At 60.6% G+C, this 19,198-nt stretch carries 21 protein-coding genes and 1 riboswitch; of the genes, 18 read left to right on the top strand and 3 right to left on the bottom strand.

What is annotated here, in order from left to right; translation table 11 throughout:
* Positions 1-162 precede the first annotated feature (162 nt).
* From M5B97_RS08995 to M5B97_RS08910, 18 genes are all read left to right on the top strand, one after another.
* The gene (locus tag M5B97_RS08995) at positions 163-1,203 is read left to right on the top strand and encodes a DUF2066 domain-containing protein (RefSeq protein WP_248731296.1); all 1,041 of its coding nucleotides are present in this window, start codon (positions 163-165) and stop codon (positions 1,201-1,203) included.
* 55 nt (positions 1,204-1,258) lie between these two features.
* The gene (locus M5B97_RS08990) at positions 1,259-2,332 is read left to right on the top strand and encodes an AI-2E family transporter (RefSeq protein ID WP_248731295.1); all 1,074 of its coding nucleotides are present in this window, start codon (positions 1,259-1,261) and stop codon (positions 2,330-2,332) included.
* A gap of 206 nt (positions 2,333-2,538) precedes the next feature.
* Positions 2,539-3,243: a DnaA regulatory inactivator Hda gene (gene hda / locus M5B97_RS08985; protein ID WP_058422138.1), complete on the top strand. Its 705-nt coding sequence runs from the start codon at positions 2,539-2,541 to the stop codon at positions 3,241-3,243.
* Between the two features lie 213 nt (positions 3,244-3,456).
* Positions 3,457-4,086 carry an NlpC/P60 family protein gene (locus M5B97_RS08980; RefSeq protein WP_123715537.1) on the top strand — a complete coding sequence of 210 codons (630 nt, stop codon included), beginning with the start codon at positions 3,457-3,459 and terminating at the stop codon, positions 4,084-4,086.
* A gap of 145 nt (positions 4,087-4,231) precedes the next feature.
* On the top strand, positions 4,232-4,768 hold the full coding sequence (locus tag M5B97_RS08975; protein ID WP_134656922.1) for a C40 family peptidase: 537 nt from the start codon (positions 4,232-4,234) through the stop codon (positions 4,766-4,768).
* A 97-nt stretch (positions 4,769-4,865) separates the two neighbouring features.
* Positions 4,866-5,114: riboswitch (cobalamin riboswitch) on the top strand.
* 77 nt (positions 5,115-5,191) lie between these two features.
* Complete coding sequence (gene cobO / locus M5B97_RS08970) at positions 5,192-5,803, top strand: cob(I)yrinic acid a,c-diamide adenosyltransferase (protein ID WP_123715538.1); 612 nt, start codon at positions 5,192-5,194, stop codon at positions 5,801-5,803.
* On the top strand, positions 5,800-7,119 hold the full coding sequence (locus tag M5B97_RS08965; protein WP_123715539.1) for a cobyrinate a,c-diamide synthase: 1,320 nt from the start codon (positions 5,800-5,802) through the stop codon (positions 7,117-7,119). Before cobO ends, M5B97_RS08965 begins: the two co-directional genes overlap by 4 nt.
* Complete coding sequence (gene bluB / locus M5B97_RS08960) at positions 7,116-7,766, top strand: 5,6-dimethylbenzimidazole synthase (protein WP_248731294.1); 651 nt, start codon at positions 7,116-7,118, stop codon at positions 7,764-7,766. Before M5B97_RS08965 ends, bluB begins: the two co-directional genes overlap by 4 nt.
* On the top strand, positions 7,763-8,671 hold the full coding sequence (gene cbiB / locus M5B97_RS08955) for an adenosylcobinamide-phosphate synthase CbiB (protein WP_248731293.1): 909 nt from the start codon (positions 7,763-7,765) through the stop codon (positions 8,669-8,671). Before bluB ends, cbiB begins: the two co-directional genes overlap by 4 nt.
* Entirely contained in the window at positions 8,664-9,653 is a 990-nt protein-coding gene (cobD, locus tag M5B97_RS08950) for a threonine-phosphate decarboxylase CobD (RefSeq protein WP_248731292.1), read from the top strand. The genes cbiB and cobD overlap by 8 nt, the downstream gene beginning before the upstream one ends.
* Positions 9,650-11,116: a cobyric acid synthase gene (locus M5B97_RS08945; RefSeq protein WP_248731291.1), complete on the top strand. Its 1,467-nt coding sequence runs from the start codon at positions 9,650-9,652 to the stop codon at positions 11,114-11,116. The genes cobD and M5B97_RS08945 overlap by 4 nt, the downstream gene beginning before the upstream one ends.
* Complete coding sequence (cobU, locus tag M5B97_RS08940; RefSeq protein WP_248731290.1) at positions 11,104-11,625, top strand: bifunctional adenosylcobinamide kinase/adenosylcobinamide-phosphate guanylyltransferase; 522 nt, start codon at positions 11,104-11,106, stop codon at positions 11,623-11,625. The genes M5B97_RS08945 and cobU overlap by 13 nt, the downstream gene beginning before the upstream one ends.
* Positions 11,622-12,677, top strand: a complete 1,056-nt coding sequence (gene cobT, locus M5B97_RS08935; protein ID WP_248731289.1) for a nicotinate-nucleotide--dimethylbenzimidazole phosphoribosyltransferase — start codon at positions 11,622-11,624, stop codon at positions 12,675-12,677. Before cobU ends, cobT begins: the two co-directional genes overlap by 4 nt.
* Entirely contained in the window at positions 12,674-13,249 is a 576-nt protein-coding gene (gene cobC, locus M5B97_RS08930) for an alpha-ribazole phosphatase family protein (RefSeq protein ID WP_248731288.1), read from the top strand. The genes cobT and cobC overlap by 4 nt, the downstream gene beginning before the upstream one ends.
* Positions 13,250-13,251: 2 nt before the next feature.
* Positions 13,252-13,980, top strand: coding sequence for an adenosylcobinamide-GDP ribazoletransferase (locus tag M5B97_RS08925; RefSeq protein WP_248731287.1), 729 nt, complete (start codon positions 13,252-13,254; stop codon positions 13,978-13,980).
* Positions 13,981-14,022: 42 nt separating this feature from the next.
* Positions 14,023-14,427 (top strand): MarR family transcriptional regulator, encoded by a 405-nt coding sequence (locus M5B97_RS08920; RefSeq protein ID WP_248731286.1) that lies wholly within the window; start codon positions 14,023-14,025, stop codon positions 14,425-14,427.
* Between the two features lie 63 nt (positions 14,428-14,490).
* Positions 14,491-15,690, top strand: coding sequence for an MFS transporter (locus M5B97_RS08915; protein WP_248731390.1), 1,200 nt, complete (start codon positions 14,491-14,493; stop codon positions 15,688-15,690).
* Positions 15,691-15,840: 150 nt separating this feature from the next.
* On the top strand, positions 15,841-16,389 hold the full coding sequence (locus M5B97_RS08910; protein ID WP_123715550.1) for a redoxin domain-containing protein: 549 nt from the start codon (positions 15,841-15,843) through the stop codon (positions 16,387-16,389).
* Between the two features lie 64 nt (positions 16,390-16,453).
* On the opposite strand, the gene M5B97_RS08905 is transcribed toward M5B97_RS08910, so the two are convergent.
* From M5B97_RS08905 to M5B97_RS08895, 3 genes are all read right to left on the bottom strand, one after another.
* Positions 16,454-17,737: an outer membrane protein transport protein gene (locus M5B97_RS08905; RefSeq protein WP_248731285.1), complete on the bottom strand. Its 1,284-nt coding sequence runs from the start codon at positions 17,735-17,737 to the stop codon at positions 16,454-16,456.
* Positions 17,738-17,883: 146 nt separating this feature from the next.
* On the bottom strand, positions 17,884-18,366 hold the full coding sequence (locus tag M5B97_RS08900) for a hypothetical protein (protein ID WP_123715552.1): 483 nt from the start codon (positions 18,364-18,366) through the stop codon (positions 17,884-17,886).
* Between the two features lie 278 nt (positions 18,367-18,644).
* Complete coding sequence (locus M5B97_RS08895; RefSeq protein WP_010208698.1) at positions 18,645-18,869, bottom strand: hypothetical protein; 225 nt, start codon at positions 18,867-18,869, stop codon at positions 18,645-18,647.
* Between the last annotated feature and the right edge of the window lie 329 nt (positions 18,870-19,198).

Raw genomic sequence — 19,198 nt, 5'->3', positions numbered from 1 at the left:
TGGCGTGTATTAAGGTATAGCCTTTAACCCGCTATCGTTATGACAGTACGAAAACTTGCCGGGCTCCTGTGAATGTTTTGTCGGTCGGTGTGGTCACAGCCTTGCCAAGCCGAGTTCAGGCGGCCTGTTCTACCCGTTAAATTTGTCGTTCGGGAATCTTCCATGCGTTTGTGTAAATTCTTTTTTGCAGGTTGTTTGTCGTTGGTCAGCCTGGCGAGTCATGCCGAAACCCTCAATGGCCTCTATCAAGTACTTGAACCCGTCAGCAGTCAGTCGCCCCAAGAGCGCGATCAGGCGACTCAGCGCGCCGTGCAGACCCTGGTGATCCGCCTGACCGGTGATGCCAAGGCTGCCGATGGGCCGGGCCTGTCGGCAATTCGCAAAGACCCGCAGCAGATCATTACCCAGTACGGCTACGACGCCGGCCCGCCGGAAAGCCTGCAGGTGGACTTCGACCCGGTGAGCACCGATCGCGCGTTGCGTCAGGCGGGCCTGGCAATCTGGGGCAGCAACCGACCGTCGATTCTTGGCTGGTGGCTCAACGATTCCACTGACGGCAGCAGCCTGGTCGGCGATGGCCAGGCCGTTGCCCAGGCCTTGCGCCGGGCCGCGCAACACCGTGGCTTGCCATTGCGCTTGCCGCTGGGCGACCTGGATGAACAGGTGGTCGCCACGGCGCCTAATCTTGAAAGCGCGGACGCCACGCCGCTGCGCGCAGCCTCTGAACGTTACGGCGCCGATGCATTGCTGGCGGTGCACGCCCGGCAGGAGGGCAATCAGTGGCAGGCCAAATGGCGCCTGTGGCTGGGCGAAAACAGTGAGCAGGGCACCGTCCAGGGTTCTGATACGGGCGCGGTGGCCGATGCCGTGATGTTGGCCATCAGTCAAAAGCTGGCGCCACGTTTTGCCGTCAAGCCTGGTGTCAGTACCGAGCAGTTGCTGGAAGTGCAGGGTATGAACCTGCAGCGCTACGCTGCCTTGGGCCATCTTCTGGAGCCCTTTGGTGGCCAGCCGTTGCTCGTGGATGGCAGTCGTATTGTGTATCGGGTCAATGGCAGTGCCGACCAGTTGCGTACTCAGTTGAGCCTGGCGAAGTTGCAGGAAACGCCGCCCGGTGAAGCGCCGGCCCAGCAGCCGGTAGCAACTGGTGCACAAGCGCCCGTGGCCCCAGAGCCGCAGGCACAGTTACGTTTTCATTGGTAAATGATCTTCCTTCTTCTATATAGAGGGAGGAAGCCAATAACAGATGGAGTGGTTTATGGCGGATACGCGTCGTTGGGTGTGGCTTGGCGGGATTGTCCTGCTGTGCGTTTTTGTATTCTTGCTGCATTCGATCCTGACGCCGTTCCTGGTCGCGTTGCTGCTCGCTTATCTGTTCGATCCCGTGGTGGATCGCCTGGAGAAAGTCGGCATGTCACGCACTTGGGGTGTGGTGACGGTGTTTGTCTTGTTTACCTTGATCATCACCACATTGGTGTTGGTGCTGGTGCCGATGCTGGCCAAGCAGTTGTTTCGCTTGTATGAGCTGGCGCCCCAAATGCTCGACTGGCTGCAGCACACGGCGATGCCTTGGGCCCAGGCCAAGCTGGGGCTGGCGGATGGCTTCTGGAAGTTCGACAAGGTCAAGGCGGCAATCAGTGAACACATGGGGCAGACCACCGATATCGTCGGTGCGGTCCTCAGCCAGGCCACAGCCTCCAGCCTGGCGCTGATCGGTTGGCTGACCAACCTGGTGCTGATCCCGGTGGTGGCGTTTTACTTGCTGCGTGACTGGGACATCATGATGGCCAAGATCCGCAGCCTGCTGCCGCGTGACCGTGAGGAGCGCATTGTGTCCCTGGCGCATGAGTGCCATGAAGTGCTCGGTGCGTTCGTGCGAGGCCAGTTGTTGGTGATGCTGGCGCTCGGGATCATCTATGCCGCCGGTTTGATGGCGATTGGTCTGGAGCTGGGCCTGTTGATCGGCTTGATCGCCGGGTTGGCGGCTATCGTCCCGTACATGGGCTTTGTGATCGGTATCGGCGCGGCATTGGTGGCGGGGTTGTTCCAGTTTGGCGGCGACCTGTACCCGATGCTGGGGATTGTCGCCGTGTTCATGGTAGGCCAGGCTCTGGAGGGCATGGTGTTGACCCCGTTGCTGGTGGGCGACCGGATTGGCCTGCACCCGGTGGCGGTCATCTTTGCGATCCTGGCGGGCGGTGAGTTGTTCGGCTTTACCGGTATCCTGCTGGCATTGCCGGTGGCGGCGGTGATCATGGTGCTGGTGCGTCATGTGCACGATCTGTACAAGGATTCCGATGTGTACACGGGGGTTGAAGATCCTGAGCTGTAACCTCTGCGTAAACAAACCCGGCCTTGGCCGGGTTTGTTTTTTCTAGGAGGCGGTGTGTCAAACAATTTGCGCAAATCGCCGCGGGTTAACGCAAACCTTTGATTTTGCTTGTGGTCTGCTGCATTGTGCGCTTGGCGTCACGGGTATAAACTTTGCAAACTTTACACAGAGGCCACTAACGGTTCGTTTGGAGCCGTTCAGTCAGCATGAAACCGATTCAGCTGCCCCTAGGTGTGCGTCTGCGTGATGACGCCACCTTTATCAACTACTACCCAGGCGCCAATGCCGCTGCACTCGGCTATGTCGAGCGGCTTTGCGAAGCCGACGCCGGGTGGACGGAAAGCCTGATCTATCTGTGGGGCAAGCACGGTGTGGGGCGTACTCACCTGTTGCAGGCCGCGTGTTTGCGTTTCGAGCAGATGGGGGAACCGGCGGTGTACCTGCCGTTGGCTGAGTTGATGGACCGCGGTATCGGGATCTTCGACCATCTTGAGCAGTACGAACTGGTGTGCCTGGATGATCTGCAAGCGATCGCCGGCAAGGCGGAGTGGGAAGAAGCGCTGTTTCACCTGTTCAACCGCTTGCGCGACAGTGGTCGGCGCTTGTTGATTGCCGCCTCTACGTCGCCGCGTGAACTGCCGGTGAAGCTGGCCGACCTTAAATCACGCCTGACCCTGGCGCTGATCTTCCAGATGCGCCCGTTGTCCGACGAAGACAAGCTGCGTGCCCTGCAACTGCGTGCATCCCGTCGCGGCCTGCACCTCACCGACGAAGTCGGGCACTTTATCCTTACCCGTGGCACCCGCAGCATGAGCGCGTTGTTCGATTTGCTCGAACAGCTCGATCAGGCCTCTTTGCAAGCCCAGCGCAAGCTGACCATCCCTTTCCTCAAGGAAACCCTCGGCTGGTAGCCAGCCCAGTCATTTCAGGGCTTTCGGCATATTTCAGGCGCCAGAAAACCTGCGTTTGGGCTGGTTTTGCCACGCAAAAGGCGGGTACAGGGTGTTAAGGGCTTAGATGTCGGGGTCAAAACGATAAGTCACATAGACCGCGATTGAATTTGCAAATCGATGTGATAGAAGGCATAGTCTCGACTTCTTTACATATCAGCCACGGTCGTGCCCATGCTAAATCGCTTCGCACCCCTCGTGCCTCTCGCACTTGTTACCCTGTTGTTTGGTTGCGCCTCCCACCCTCAACAAGTGGCTGAGCAGCACAAGACCCAACAGCAGTCCCAGGCAAAATTCGTCGCTTCCCAGTCTTCGACTGTCTATGAAGAAGAAGTGGCAACCGAGAAAGAACTTGCCAACTTCGACGGCAACAAGCCTTATCAGCTTCCAGTTCTGGCCGACAGCATTCTTGAACGCGGCATGTCCCTGATCGGTACCCGTTACCGTTTCGGCGGTACCTCTGAAGCCGGTTTCGACTGCAGCGGCTTTATCGGCTACCTGTTTCGTGAAGAGGCTGGCATGAATCTGCCACGCTCGACGCGCGAAATGATCAACGTGAATGCACCGTTGGTCGCACGCAACAACCTCAAGCCGGGTGATCTGCTTTTCTTCAGTACGGCGGGTCGTGGTCGTGTCAGTCACGCCGGTATCTACTTGGGCGATAACCAGTTTATTCACTCCAGCAGCCGCCGCAGTGGCGGTGTCCGCGTCGACAGCCTGGGTGATAGCTACTGGAGCAAAACCTTCATCGAAGCCAAGCGCGCCCTCGCCATGGCCCCGACTACGGTTACCGCTAGCAAGTAAAGTTAAAGTGATACTTGAAGTTTGACGTGTAAGCGCTAGAATCCCTGGATATTGTTGGAATCCGTTCGCGCGAGCTTTGCTTGCGCGTTCTGGTTTTCAGCGTTCGGCAGCGAAAAGCCGCATCCAGACCAGGATTGTTCTGCCCATGTCGACCTCAGCCCGCCTCATTCTGCTTGTTTGTGCCGCGCTCCTCAGTGCCTGCGCAAGCCGCCCGCCACCCGCTCCAGTGGCCGTCAAGCCCAAGCCGGTGTTCAATTACTCCACGCAGAGTTTCTCGCCTGCTGCCGAAGATGTGCTCTTCCGTGCGCTGGGCCTGGTTGGCACGCCTTATCGTTGGGGTGGCAACACGCCGGATTCCGGGTTTGATTGCAGTGGCCTGATCGGTTTTGTCTACCGTGATGCGGCGGGCATCTCGTTGCCACGCACGACCCGTGAATTGATCGTTATGCGTGCCCAGAACGTCAGTGAGGAAAACCTGCAAACCGGTGACCTGCTGTTTTTCGCCACGGGTGGTGGTTCGCAGGTCAGCCATGCTGGGATCTACGTAGGTGAGGGCCGCTTTGTGCACGCACCGCAGACTGGCGGCACGGTAAAACTGGATACGTTGTCCAAAGCGTATTGGCAGAATGCTTATTTGACTGCCAAGCGCGTGCTGCCAGCAAACCTGGCTCGTAATCCATAAAACACAACCCAAAGCTGCAACAAGCGGGTGCAATGCCCGCTTGCAGCTTTGGGTTGTCTGGCCAGCTTTAATTGACGCTCCACCCCCAACCCACTAACCTTCGCGGCTTGTTCCAGGTGCTCTGTGACCCGTGGGTCGACAGAGTGAAACAGGGAAGCCGGTGAGTGAGCGCACTTGTACACAGTGTTGCCGCGATTCCGGCGCTGCCCCCGCAACGGTAAATGAGTCAAGACGCTGCCTTTTGCCACTGTATCGCCGTGCGATATGGGAAGGCGCAACGTCGGCCTGTTCTTTTGTAGAGCGCCACTCATGAGCCCGGAGACCGGCCTGAAGCATCCAACAGCATCACGGTGGGCGATGCTTGGCTGTCTGTTTTTTTCTTTTCTGCCCGCCGTTTTTGTTCAGCCCCAACGGAGAGCTGCCATGACTGATTCCCCTGATCGCGACGAGCGCCACTTGGCGCGCATGCTGCGCAAAAAAGCCGTGATCGATGAGCGCATTGCCAATTCCCCCAACGAATGCGGATTGCTGCTGGTACTGACCGGCAACGGCAAAGGCAAGAGCAGTTCGGCGTTCGGCATGCTCGCTCGCGCCATGGGCCATGGCATGCAATGCGGCGTGGTGCAGTTCATCAAGGGACGTAACAGCACCGGCGAAGAATTGTTCTTCCGCCGCTTCCCCGAGCAAGTGCGTTTCCATGTGATGGGCGAAGGCTTTACCTGGGAAACCCAGGACCGTCAGCGCGACATCGCCGCTGCCGAGGCTGCCTGGGCGGTTTCCCGAGCATTGTTGCAAGACCCGACTATTGGCCTGGTGGTGCTGGATGAGTTGAACATCGCCCTCAAGCACGGCTACCTCGACCTGGATCAGGTATTGAGCGACCTGCAAGCCCGCCCGCCGATGCAGCATGTGGTGGTCACGGGGCGTGGCGCCAAGCCCGAACTGATCGAAATGGGTGACACCGTGACCGAAATGGGCATGCTCAAGCACGCGTTCCAGGCCGGTATCAAGGCACAGAAGGGCGTCGAGCTTTGAATCAGCCCCGTCATTGCCCGGCCGTATTGATCGCTGCACCGGCGTCCGGCCAGGGCAAAACCACCGTCACCGCCGCGCTCGCCCGTTTGCATCGTAACCTGGGGCGCAAGGTGCGCGTGTTCAAATGCGGGCCGGACTTTCTCGATCCGATGATCCACGAGCGTGCCAGCGGTGCGCCGGTGTATCAATTGGACATGTGGATGGTCGGCGAGCAGGAAAGCCGTCGCTTGCTGTGGGAAGCAGCGGGGGAGGCCGATCTGATCCTGATCGAAGGCGTGATGGGCCTGTTCGACGGCACCCCATCCAGCGCCGACCTGGCCCGACACTTCGGCGTGCCAGTCCTTGGGGTGATCGACGGCACCGCGATGGCCCAGACCTTCGGCGCGCTGGCCCTGGGCCTGGCGCGCTATCAGCCGGACTTGCCGTTCGCCGGCGTGCTGGCCAACCGCGTTGGCACGCTGCGCCATGCGCAACTGCTCGAAGGGAGTCTCACTGAAGGCCTGCGCTGGTACGGCGCACTGTCCCGGGAAACCGGGATCGAACTGCCAAGCCGTCACTTGGGTCTGGTCCAGGCCAGTGAATTGAATGACCTCGACGTACGCCTGGATGCCGCCGCCCAAGCCCTGGGCAGCAGTTGCGAGGTGGCTTTGCCGCCGCCGGTGACCTTTGCCGCCCCTGAGGTGGTCAAGGCCGAGCCGTTGCTTGCTGGCGTGCGTATTGCCGTGGCCCGCGACGAAGCGTTCGCTTTCACCTACGGTGCCAGCCTTGACGTGTTGCGGGCGATGGGCGCCGAACTACGCTTCTTTTCGCCGATTCACGATCGTCAATTGCCTGAGGCCGACAGCCTCTACCTGCCTGGCGGTTATCCGGAACTGCACCACCAGGCGCTGTCGGAAAATACGCCGATGCTTGACGCCATCCGCGCCCATCACGCCGCCGGCAAACCCTTGCTCGCCGAATGCGGCGGCATGCTCTACCTGCTTGACTCGCTCACTGACGTCGAGGGTGCGCGAGCGGAGCTGGTCGGTCTGCTGCAGGGTGACGCGGTGATGCAAAAGAAACTGGCGGCCCTGGCCCTGCAAAGTGTCGAGTTGCCGGAAGGGGTATTGCGCGGTCACACCTATCACCATTCCCTGACCAGCACTGAGTGGCAACCGATCGCCCGCGGCTTGAGCCCCAACGGCGGACGCGGTGCCGAAGCCGTTTATCGGCAAGGGCGGATGACCGCTTCCTACGTACACTTCTACTTTCCGTCCAACCCCCAAGCCGTTGCCGCGCTGTTTGCGCCCGATGTCGAGGTCGCAACAACACCATGAGTGACAACGCTTTCCCCCAGGCCGATCGTGACGCGGTGTACCGCGCTATCGCCGAGCGCCGCGACATGCGTCACTTCAGCGGCGGCACGGTTGCCCCTGAGCTGTTGCACCGTTTACTCCAGGCCGCGCACCAGGCGCCCAGTGTCGGCTTGATGCAACCCTGGCGGTTTATCCGTATCAGCGACCGCTCACTGCGTGGGCAGATTCAACAGCTGGTGGAGGAGGAGCGCGTGCGCACCGCCGAAGCCTTGGGTGAGCGCTCCGACGACTTCATGAAGCTCAAGGTCGAAGGTGTCCACGACTGTGCCGAAGTCTTGGTGGCGGCGTTGATGGACGACCGCGAGCGCCATATTTTTGGGCGTCGCACCTTGCCGGAAATGGACATGGCGTCGTTGTCCTGCGCGATCCAGAATCTGTGGCTGGCAGCCCGCGCCGAAGGGCTGGGCATGGGTTGGGTCTCGCTGTTCGAGCCCCAGGCCCTCGCCGACCTGCTGGGTCTGCCGTCCGGGGCGAAACCCTTGGCGGTGCTGTGCCTGGGACCGGTGGCCGAGTTCTATCCGGCGCCGATGTTGCAGCTCGAAGGCTGGACCGAACCACGGCCGCTGAGTGACATGTTGTATGAGAATGTGTGGGGAGTGAGTCAATGAGTGTGGCCTTGCTGTGTGTCGCCGCAGTGGCGCTGGATGCGTTACTGGGTGAGCCCAGGCGTTGGCATCCGCTGGTGGCGTTCGGCAATTTCGCCGGGCGTATCGAGCAGCGTTTCAATACCGGTGGTCGCGGCTGGCGCAGCCATGGCGTGACTGCGTGGTGTATCGCAGTGGTGCCGCTGACCGTGTTGGCCACAGCGTTGTCCTGGGCGCCTTACGTGGGTTGGGTCCTGGAAATTCTGGCGCTGTACTGCGCGCTCGGCATGCGCAGCCTTGGCGAGCACGTAATTCCGGTAGCCCAGGCGTTGCGCAGTGATGACCTGGAGCTCGCGCGTCAACGTGTGAGTTACCTAGTGAGTCGTCAGACCAGTGAACTGGACCACACCGAAGTCGCCCGCGCCGCCACTGAATCGGTGCTGGAGAACGGCAGCGATGCGGTGTTCGCCGCGCTGTTCTGGTTCGTGGTGGCCGGCGTGCCGGGCGTGGTGCTCTACCGTTTGAGCAATACCCTGGATGCCATGTGGGGCTATCGCAATGAACGCTTCGAGCGCTTCGGCTGGGCGGCGGCCAAGATCGACGATGTACTCAACTATATTCCTGCACGCCTGGTGGCGTTGACTTACGCCGTGCTCGGCAAAACCCGCCTGGCGCTCAAATGCTGGCGCACCCAGGGCCCAACCTGGGACAGCCCCAACGCAGGGCCCGTGATGGCGGCCGGTGCGGGCGCACTGGGTGTTGAGCTGGGCGGCGCAGCGATCTATCACGGTGAACTGCACCAGCGGCCGCCGTTGGGTGAAGGCCCGGCGGCCGACGCCGATTCCATCGAGCGTGGCTGGCAACTGGTGCAGCGCGGCGTATGGTTGTGGCTGCTGATTCTCTGCGCGGGGGCGCAATTCTATGCTTGAGCACGGTGGCCGGCTGCGTAAGGCAGTGATTCAGTACGGGATTGCCGAAGCCGATTGGCTCGACCTGTCCAGTGGCCTGGCGCCCTGGCCATGGCCGATCCCGGAGATCCCGATGCGCGCCTGGGCGCGTTTGCCGGAAACCGATGATGGCCTGGAAGCGGCGGCCAGTGAGTACTACGGCACCCCTCATGTACTGCCGGTGCCGGGTTCCCAGGCGGCGATCCAATTGCTGCCGCGGCTGCGTCGCACGGGCAAGGTCGGCGTGCTGTCGCCGTGCTACGCCGAACACGCCGAAGCCTGGCGTCGCGCCGGTTATGTGGTGCGTGAAGTGCAGGAGCAGGAAGTCGATTTTTTCCTGGATGGGCTCGACGTACTGGTGGTGGTCAATCCGAACAATCCCACCGGCCTGAGCCTGCCTGCGCAGCGCCTGCTGGATTGGCACTCACGCCTGGCTCAACGTGGCGGTTGGCTGGTGGTGGACGAAGCCTTCATGGACGTCACCCCGCACCTGAGCCTGGCGGGCCAGTCCCATCAGGTCGGCCTGATTGTGTTGCGCTCGTTCGGCAAGTTCTTTGGCCTGGCCGGTGTGCGCCTGGGCTTTGTGCTGGCCGAGCGCAAGTTGCTCAGGTTGTTGGCCGAACAGCTCGGCCCCTGGACGGTCAGCGGGCCGACACGGGTGCTGGGCCAAGTGTGCCTGCGTGATAGTGCCGGGCACGCGCGCCAGCGCCAGCGTTGCCTCGATGCCGGCCAACGTTTGTATGAGCTGCTTGACCGTCATGGTTTTCAACCCCACGGCGGTTGCGCGCTGTTCCAGTGGTTGATCACGCCGCACGCCGAACGCATGCATGCGTTCATGGCTCAACGCGGCATCCTGCTGCGCCTGTTTGTCCACGACAGCAGCCTGCGTTTCGGCTTGCCCGACACTCAAGCGGACTGGCTGCGGCTCGATGAGGCGCTCGCGGCCTACAAGGAAGCTTCATGAGTACGCTGATGGTGCAAGGCACCACCTCCGACGCCGGTAAAAGTACCCTGGTGACTGCGCTGTGTCGGTGGCTGGTACGCCAGGGTGTGGCGGTCGCGCCATTCAAGCCCCAGAACATGGCGCTCAACAGCGCGGTCACCGCCGAAGGCGGCGAGATCGGTCGCGCCCAGGCCGTACAGGCCCAGGCCGCCCGCCTGGCGCCGCACACGGACATGAACCCGGTGCTGCTCAAACCCAATAGCGACACCGGGTCCCAGGTGATCATCCATGGCCGCGCCGTGACCAGCATGAACGCAGTGGCCTATCACGACTACAAAGCCATCGCGATGCAGGCGGTGCTGGCCTCTCATGCGCGGTTGACCGCCGCCTACCCCGTGGTGATGGTGGAAGGCGCCGGCTCCCCGGCGGAGATTAACCTGCGTGCGAATGACATCGCCAACATGGGCTTTGCCGAAGCGGTGGATTGCCCGGTGCTGTTGATCGCCGACATCAACCGTGGCGGTGTATTCGCTCATCTGGTCGGCACCCTGGAGCTGCTGTCGCCTTCGGAGCAGGCACGGGTCAAGGGTTTCGTGATCAACCGTTTTCGCGGCGATATCGCATTGTTGCAGCCAGGGCTGGATTGGCTGGAAGCACGCACCGGCAAGCCGGTAGTGGGCGTGCTGCCCTACGTGATGGACCTGCACCTGGAAGCCGAGGATGGTATTGATTCGCGCCAGATCGACAAGGCGGCCCAGGTACTCAAGGTGGTGGTGCCGGTATTGCCGCGCATCAGCAACCATACGGATTTCGACCCACTGCGCCTGCATCCTCAGGTGGACTTGCAGTTTGTCGGTCCGGGCCAGCCAATCCCGGCTGCCGACCTGATTATCCTGCCGGGCTCCAAAAGTGTGCGCGGCGACCTGGCGTATCTGCGCGCCAATGGCTGGGACACTGCCGTGGCCCGGCATTTGCGCTACGGCGGCAAGGTGCTGGGTATTTGCGGCGGCCTGCAGATGCTCGGCGAGCAGGTACATGACCCACTCGGTCTGGAAGGGCCGGCCGGGTCCAGCGAGGGTTTGGGGCTGCTGGCGTTCAGCACGACGCTGGAGGCAGAAAAGCAACTGCGCAACGTACGTGGACGCTTGTCGTTGGAGGATGCCGAGGTCAGTGGCTATGAAATTCATGCGGGGGTGACGTCCGGCGATGCGCTGTCGAAAGCGGCTGTGCTGCTGGACGATGGCCGCCGTGATGGCGCCCAAAGCACGGATGGGCAGATTCTCGGCACTTATCTGCATGGCTTGTTCGAGACCCCGGCCGCGTGCAGTGCCTTGCTGCGCTGGGCCGGTCTGGTCGATGTGCAAGAGGTGGATTACCACGCCCTGCGCGAGCGCGATATCGAGCGCCTGGCGAACCTGGTGGAGCAGCATCTGGATACCGATTTATTGCGCACTTTGTGTGGAGTGGCACCATGCACCAATTGATCATCGGCGGTGCCCGCTCCGGCAAGAGCCGCCTTGCTGAAAAGCTTGCCACCGACAGCCTGCTGCCGGTCATCTATATCGCCACCAGCCAGCCGCTGGACGGCGAAATGAGTGAGCGCGTCGCCCAGCATCGCCAGCGGCGGCCCGATCATTGGGGCTTGATCGAGGAGTCTGTCGAGCTGGCGCGGGTACTGCGCGAAAACGCCGCCCCCGGGCGTTGCCTGTTGGTGGATTGCCTGACGTTGTGGCTCACCAACCTGTTGATGCTCGAAGATGCCGAACGCCTGGTGCATGAGCGCGAACAGCTGCTGCAAACCCTGGCCTCTCTGCCGGGGGAAATCATTTTTGTCAGCAACGAGACCGGTCTGGGTGTCGTGCCGCTGGGCGAATTGACTCGCCGCTATGTGGATGAAGCCGGTTGGCTGCATCAAGCCTTGGCCGAGCGGTGTCAGCGTGTTGTCCTGACGGTCGCCGGCTTGCCCCTGACTTTGAAAGGTACTGCGTTATGACTGACACCTGGTGGCTCAACCCCTGCAAGGCCGTCGACGCCTCTGCGCATGAACAAGCGCTGGCACGCCAGCAGCAATTGACCAAGCCGGCCGGCTCCCTCGGTCAATTGGAGGCTGTGGCGGTGCAGTTGGCCGGCCTGCAAGGTCAGCTCAAACCCTCGGTGGATCACGTGTGGATCACCATCTTCGCCGGTGACCATGGGGTGGTCGCCGAAGGCGTGTCGGCCTTCCCCCAGGAAGTGACTGGGCAGATGTTGCACAACTTCGTCACCGGCGGCGCGGCAATCAGCGTGCTGGCGCGGCAATTGGATACGCAGTTGGAAGTGGTCGACCTCGGCACCGTGACGCCATCGCTGAACTTGCCGGGCGTGCGCCACCTGAATATTGGTGCGGGCACGGCCAATTTCGTCAGCGGCCCGGCAATGACCGACGCGCAAGGGCGCCTGGCCCTGCAAGCAGGACGCGACAGCGCACGCCGAGCCGTGCAAAGCGGCGCACAGCTGTTTATCGGTGGCGAGATGGGCATCGGCAACACCACCGCCGCCAGCGCATTGGCGTGCGCGTTGCTCGATTGCCGGGTGAGTGACCTGACAGGTCCGGGCACCGGCCTGAATGCCCAGGGTGTCAGCCACAAGGTCGCCGTCATCGAGCGTGCACTCCTGTTGCATGCCGATCAGCGCGACGATGCGTTGCACACCCTGTTCAACCTCGGCGGTTTTGAAATTGCGGCATTGGTCGGCGCCTATCTGGCTTGTGCCCAGGAGGGCGTGGCGGTGCTGGTGGATGGTTTTATCTGCACGGTGGCCGCCTTGGTCGCCACCCGCCTGAACCCGACGTGCCGTGAGTGGCTGGTGTTCGGTCATGGGGGAGCGGAGCCGGGCCATCGGCATGTGCTGCAAAGCCTGGATGCGCAGCCGTTGCTGGCTCTTGGCCTGCGCCTGGGCGAAGGCAGCGGTGCAGCGCTGGCGGTGCCGTTGTTGCGCCTGGCCTGCGCGCTGCATGGGCAGATGGCGACCTTTGCCGAAGCCGCCGTGGCAGACCGCCCCGCATGATCTTGCACCTGGACCTGCTGCGTCACGGCGAAACCGAATTGGGCGGTGGCCTGCGCGGCAGCCTGGATGATGCATTGACCGCCAAGGGCTGGGCGCAGATGCGCTCCGCCGTGGTGGAGCGGGGCCCGTGGGATCGGTTAGTCAGCTCGCCGCTGCAACGCTGCGCATTGTTCGCCAATGAGTTGGGCGTACGGCTGAACCTGCCGGTGAGTCTGGAAAAGGATCTGCAGGAACTGCACTTTGGCGCCTGGGAAGGGCAGAGCGCGGCGGCGTTGATGGAAACCGATGCAGAAGGGCTGGGGCTGTTCTGGGCCAACCCCTACGGCTTCACACCGCCTGAGGGTGAGCCGGTCAGCGAGTTTTCCAAGCGTGTGCTCAATGCTGTCTCACGCCTGCATCAGGCGTATGCCGGTGAACGCGTATTGCTGATCAGCCATGGCGGCGTGATGCGTTTGTTGTTGGCGCGGGCGCGCGGTTTGCCTCGGGAGCAGTTGCTGAATATCGAAGTGGGTCACGGCGCGATATTCAACCTGCAGGTGACGGCTGATGGCGTGTTGAAGGAAGGGGGCTGACGATGCTGCCGTTCTGGATCGCCCTGCAATTTCTCAGCAGCCTGCCGATTCGTTTGCCAGGCATGCCGCAGCCACAGGAGCTGGGGCGTTCGCTGTTGTTTTATCCGTTAGTGGGCTTGCTGTTCGGTGTGCTGTTGTGGGGCTTGAATATCGCGCTGATGGGCGCGCCACTGTTGTTGCACGCGGCGCTTTTGCTGACGGCCTGGGTGCTGCTCAGCGGCGGTTTGCACCTGGACGGCCTGGCCGACAGCGCGGATGCCTGGCTCGGTGGCTTCGGCGACCGCGAGCGCACGCTGACCATCATGAAGGACCCGCGCAGCGGCCCGATTGCCGTGGTGACCCTGGGCCTGGTGTTACTGCTCAAGTTCACCGCGTTGGTGGGCTTGATTGAGCAGCGCAACGGTGTGGCGCTGATCCTCGCGCCGTTGATCGGGCGGGCTTCGATGCTGGCGCTGTTCCTCACCACACGTTATGTGCGTGCAGGCGGGCTGGGGCAGGCGCTGTCGGATCATTTACCGCGGATCGTCGGCCAGCAGGTGCTGATCCTGAGCGGATTGGCCTGCATCCTGATCGGCGGCTTCAGCGGCGGTGTGGCGGTTTTAATTGCGGCACTGTGCTTTTTCTGCGTTCGCCAACTGATGGTCAATCGGCTGGGCGGCACCACTGGCGACACCGCCGGGGCATTGCTGGAGCTACTGGAAGTTGCCGTTCTGATCGGGCTGGCGCTGTAACACTTTCTTGCATTTCGTTAATCCCGGGTATATACACGCTCTATGCTGACCTCCCAGTGTTTATGCATCAACCTGCGACGTGCCGCCCGTGGCGTCAGCAGGCATTACGACGGCGCTCTCGACGGCTTCGGGATCAATGTCGCCCAGTATTCTTTGCTGTGTAACCTGCAACGTCTTGACCAACCGAGCATTTCCAGCCTGGCCGAGGCGATGGGGCTGGATCGCAGCACCTTGGGGCGCAATCTCCGTGTGCTGGAAGGCGAGGGCCTGGTGCAGTTGATCGAGGGCGATGACTTGCGCAACCGCTTGGTGATGTTGACTGCGGCGGGCGAAGAGCGGCTGGCCGCGGCGTTACCGGCCTGGGAGGCGGCGCAGCAGAAACTGATTGATCGACTGGGTGCTGAAAAACGCGAAACCTTGTTGGCCTTGCTGGATGAGCTCGCCTGAAGGCGGGTTTGTTCGAATATAAGCGGGTATATACCCGCGAGCGGAGAATAAGAAATGAGCTCGATGTGGCGCACCAGTGGTTGGGTTCTATTAGGGAGTGCGCTGATCCTGGCGTTGTCCTTGGGCGTACGCCATGGCTTCGGCCTGTTCCTGGCGCCGATGAGCGCCGAATTCGGCTGGGGGCGTGAGACATTTGCCTTCGCTATCGCCCTGCAAAACCTGATCTGGGGTATTGCGCAACCGTTTACCGGTGCCTTGGCCGACCGTTTTGGTGCGACGAAGGCCGTGTTTGTCGGCGGGGTGTTATACGCTGCCGGCCTGGTATTGATGGGCATGTCCGATTCGGCGTGGTCTTTGTCCCTGAGTGCGGGGTTGCTGATTGGTATCGGGCTGTCGGGCACCTCGTTCTCGGTGATTCTTGGTGTGGTGGGGCGCGCCGTGCCCCCGGAAAAACGCAGCATGGCCATGGGGGTTGCGAGCGCCGCAGGTTCCTTTGGCCAATTCGCCATGGTGCCGGGCACTTTGGGCTTGATCGGCTGGCTGGGCTGGTCGGCCGCGTTGCTCGCCCTGGGCATGATGGTGGCGTTGATCCTGCCGCTGGTCGCGATGCTCAAGGACAAGCCGCTGCCGGCCATGGTCGGCCAGCAAACGATGCGTGAAGCATTGCGGGAAGCCTGCTCACACTCCGGGTTCTGGTTGCTGGCCTTCGGCTTCTTTGTGTGTGGATTCCAGGTGGTGTTTATCGGCGTGCACCTGCCGGCGTATCTGGTGGATCAGCACTTGCCGGCGACCGTAGGCACCACGGTGCTGGCGCTGATTGGCCTGTTCAACGTGTTTGGCACCTACACTGCCGGTTGGCTCGGTGGGCGCATGTCCAAGCCGCGCCTGCTCACCGCTTTATACTTGCTGCGTGCGGTGGTTATTGTGCTGTTCCTGTGGGCGCCGGTTACCCAGATCACGGCTTACCTGTTTGGCATGGCTATGGGCTTCCTGTGGTTGTCCACCGTACCGCTGACCAACGGCACGGTCGCGACGCTATTTGGTGTGCGAAATCTCTCGATGCTCGGCGGCATTGTGTTCCTGTTCCATCAGCTCGGTTCGTTCCTCGGTGGCTGGTTGGGCGGTGTGGTCTATGATCGAACCGGTAACTACGATTTGATCTGGCAGGTGGCTATCCTGTTGAGCCTGCTCGCTGCAGCCCTGAACTGGCCGGTCCGTGAGCGGCCGGTGGCGCGGCTGGAGGCGCAAATGGAGGCAGCATGAGTGTAACTGCGCGGTTTTTCGCAGTGGCGGCAGGCATGCTTCTGCTGCTGTTAGCTTGGTGGGGCTGGCAGAACGGCGGCTTGGCGTTGATGCAGTTGGGCATGGCGATCTGTTAAGTTCGGTGTCTGAACTGACTCAAGGACCTTCTACATGTTGACGCGTTGGCTCGCTATACCTGTTCTGATGGCTGTTGGCAGTGTGGCCATGGCCGCCGATTGCCCTGCGTTGCTTGAGGGGCAATTGCCCAAGTTGCGGGCCAAGGAGTCCATCGACTTGTGCCAGCGATTTGCCGGCAAACCGCTGGTGATCGTCAACACCGCCAGCTTCTGTGGGTTCGCACCGCAATTCAAAGGGCTCGAAGCCTTGTACCAACGCTACAAAGGTCAAGGGCTGGAAGTGATCGGCGTACCTTCCGACGACTTCAAGCAGGAAGCCAAGACCGGCGAAGAGACTGCCAAGGTCTGCTACGTGAATTACGGCGTGACCTTCACCATGACCGAACCGCAGAAAGTCAAAGGCCCGGATGCTGTGCACCTGTTCAAGATCCTGGCGCAACAGACCAGCGCGCCGAAGTGGAATTTCTATAAGTACGTGGTCGATCGACAGGGCAAGGTGATCGGCAATTTTTCCAGTTTGACCAAGCCGGACAGCCCGGATCTGATCAAGGCGGTTGAGCAGGCGCTGGCATCTAAACCCTAATCTTTGGCCATGAAAAAGCCCCGCCTCCTTTGCAGGAGAGCGGGGCTTTTTGTATAGCGACGAATCAGAACTTGTACGTTACACCCAGGCCGAAGCCGTTGGCGCTGTTTTCGTACTTGGCGCTGTAGGACGACCCCAGAGCGTTGGACTTGTTGACCTTGACCGGCTCTTCCTTGAGGTAGGAGTAAGCCAGGTCGACCATCATGTTCGGCATTACTTCGTAGCCCAGGCCAACACTGAAGATCGTACGGTCGCCGGTAGGAATACGTGGCGAACGGTCTGTGTTATTGGTGGGCGACTGGTCGAACGTCAGGCCGGTACGCAGTACCACTTGCTTGGTGACCTGGTAAGAAGTACCCACTGCGTAGGCCCAGGTGTCATGCCAGTTCTGCGGCTCGGTGATAGTGCCCACGATTTGCGGTGCAGCGAGGCCCCCGGCGCGGGTAACGCCTTCGTTATTGACAGTGATGTCTTTCAGGCGGCTCCAGCGAGTCCAAGTGCTGCCGGCGTAGACTTTCCAGGCGTCGTTGATGTCCTGGGTTACGGACAGGTCATAAGACTCAGGCGTGTCGATTTTCAACGAGGCGTCGTATTTACCGCTGGCCAACAGCGCAGCGGTAGGGGTTGGCGCGGTCACTTCGGTGTGGCCTTCAAGCTTGTAGCTGACTTTGGAGTGGTAAGTCAGGCCCACGCGCGTGGTGTCGGTAGCTTGCACCAGTACGCCGACGTTGAAGCCGACGGCGGTATCGTCGCCTTTGATCGTGATGTTGGTATTCGGGACAGCCGGGTTTGGCGTCAGTGCCAGCTCGGACTCCAGCTTGCCGGAAATCCGGTTGATGGTCGGACCAAAGCCGATGGAAACGCGGTCGTTGAAGGCGTAACTGACGGTAGGCTGCAGGGTGATGACAGACACTTTGCTGTAGCTGCCGAACGAACGACCCTGGAAGCCTCTTTCATAATCAGTCACCAGGCCGAACGGTGCATACACACCAAAGCCGATGGCCCACTGATCGTTGAGTTTATTGGTGTAGAAGCCGAATGGGACGCCGGTGAACGGCACCATGTCGCCTTTGTTGCTGCCGAAAGAGCGGCCGCCGGCGTCTTTGATATCGGTGGAGGCGTCGATGGCAGCAACACCACCAGTGATTTGCTGACCTTCCAGGCGAGCCATACCGGCAGGGTTACCGTAGACAGTGCTTGCGTTATCCGCAGAAGAAGAGCGGCCTGCGAAACCCGTACCCATCCCGGCTACATCTTGCTCGTTCAGGGCAAAGCCGCTTGCGAACAGTTGGGAAGATGCCATGGTTACGGCGAGGCTAAGTGTGGTCTTGAGCATTACTTTTTTCATTATTAGAACTCCGTGGTGATCACCGCTGCGGAAAGTAGCAATAAATTTGAGTTAGCGCTATAGGCCGTAAGCCGGGAGATAGAGCGGTTTTGTAGGACAATCCGACCAAAATCAGCGTTTTTAGCCGAATCTTGCAAAACACCCGATCAACAGGGGACCTGATTCATAGGTAAAACACAGGTTTGCCACGCGTGGGTGAAATCCCGTAACCGGCCTTGGGGGTGAAATATTTCTTTCCAGATACGCGCCATGGCCAATACATCACCTGCCGGGGGGAGGGCAGGGCTATGTTGTTCGACGAGTAACCAGGCGATTGCCGTGGCGTACCGCAAGTTCACCGTCAACTCCAGCTGGGGCGCACTGAAGAATGCATGTTGGCTGGCCAACCCGCGCACAAGGCTGGCACGTTCGGGGTCGAGTGCCAGGTAGTCGTCCCAGAGGGCGCGGTGGCGAGGTTCGGTGATGCTGTATAGGCCGTGACCACGCCGATCATGCAGGGCGGAACCCAGTTCCGACTGGCTGGCGGCAATGCCCAGCAGCAGGGATTCAGCTGTTGGGTCATGGCGGCCCAGGTACATCAACGTCGGCCGGATCACATAACGACACAATTCGCTGGCGGCGATACCCATACAAGCCTCGATCCATGAAAGTGGATGACGAGGCCTGAGAGGGCAGGGCTTGGCAGCGATGGTTCGGATCTCAGGCCCGTCGGAAGCGGATCATGCCGCTTGAGTTGAAGTGTAGTGTCATATTTACGATGTAAAGGACTGTTTTTAAAATATTTCCTTCATCTAGTTATAACGTTTATATCTATTTGAACTTAAGACAAAAGCTCAATTGGCGAATTTTGGGCAATAAAAAACCCTGTCATCAGACAGGGTTTTTGTATTTCAGCGACCTTGGTCGATCAGGCGATCAATGCCTGACGGGTGCGCTCGATCACAGCCTGCAGCGGTTCAGCGCTGGAGTATTGATCGGGGTACAGGCGTTCGCTATGACGTGCGATGCCGTGTTCGTTGACCAGAGTGAAGCTGAAGCAGCCTTTGCGAGCGGCCATGATCAGGCAGTTCATTGGGGCAAAAGCATTAGTGAGGGTGCGAATGGCATCCTGAGTGTGGATTTGAGCGTTCATGTTATTGGTGTTCCTACAAATGACACGGATAAGAACCGTGCAACGTTAAAACGTTCCAGTAACGTTGATCACCATTGATCAAACGAAGAACCCGACTGGAACAAAGCAGCCAGTTTGAAGCGCTGATAAATTTGGCGCGCTTGGGCTGGCAGGTAGGTACTTAGGAGGGCAGGCAACACAACAAGGGCAAAGGTTCTGGGCCCGGGGTGAAGATCCTGATCAATTTGCAGGTTGGTTCGGTCAGAGTATTGAGACGTTGCGACACCCTTTGTTCGTTCAAAGGCAGTGTCATCGCAAGTGATACCTGGAAACCATCGAGGTGGTCGATC

Source organism: Pseudomonas sp. MWU13-2517 (assembly GCF_023242545.1).
In the GTDB taxonomy this organism is placed as follows: Bacteria; Pseudomonadota; Gammaproteobacteria; order Pseudomonadales; family Pseudomonadaceae; genus Aquipseudomonas.
Note: the sequence above shows the minus strand (reverse complement) of the source record. Positions and strands in the feature narration are given on the sequence as shown.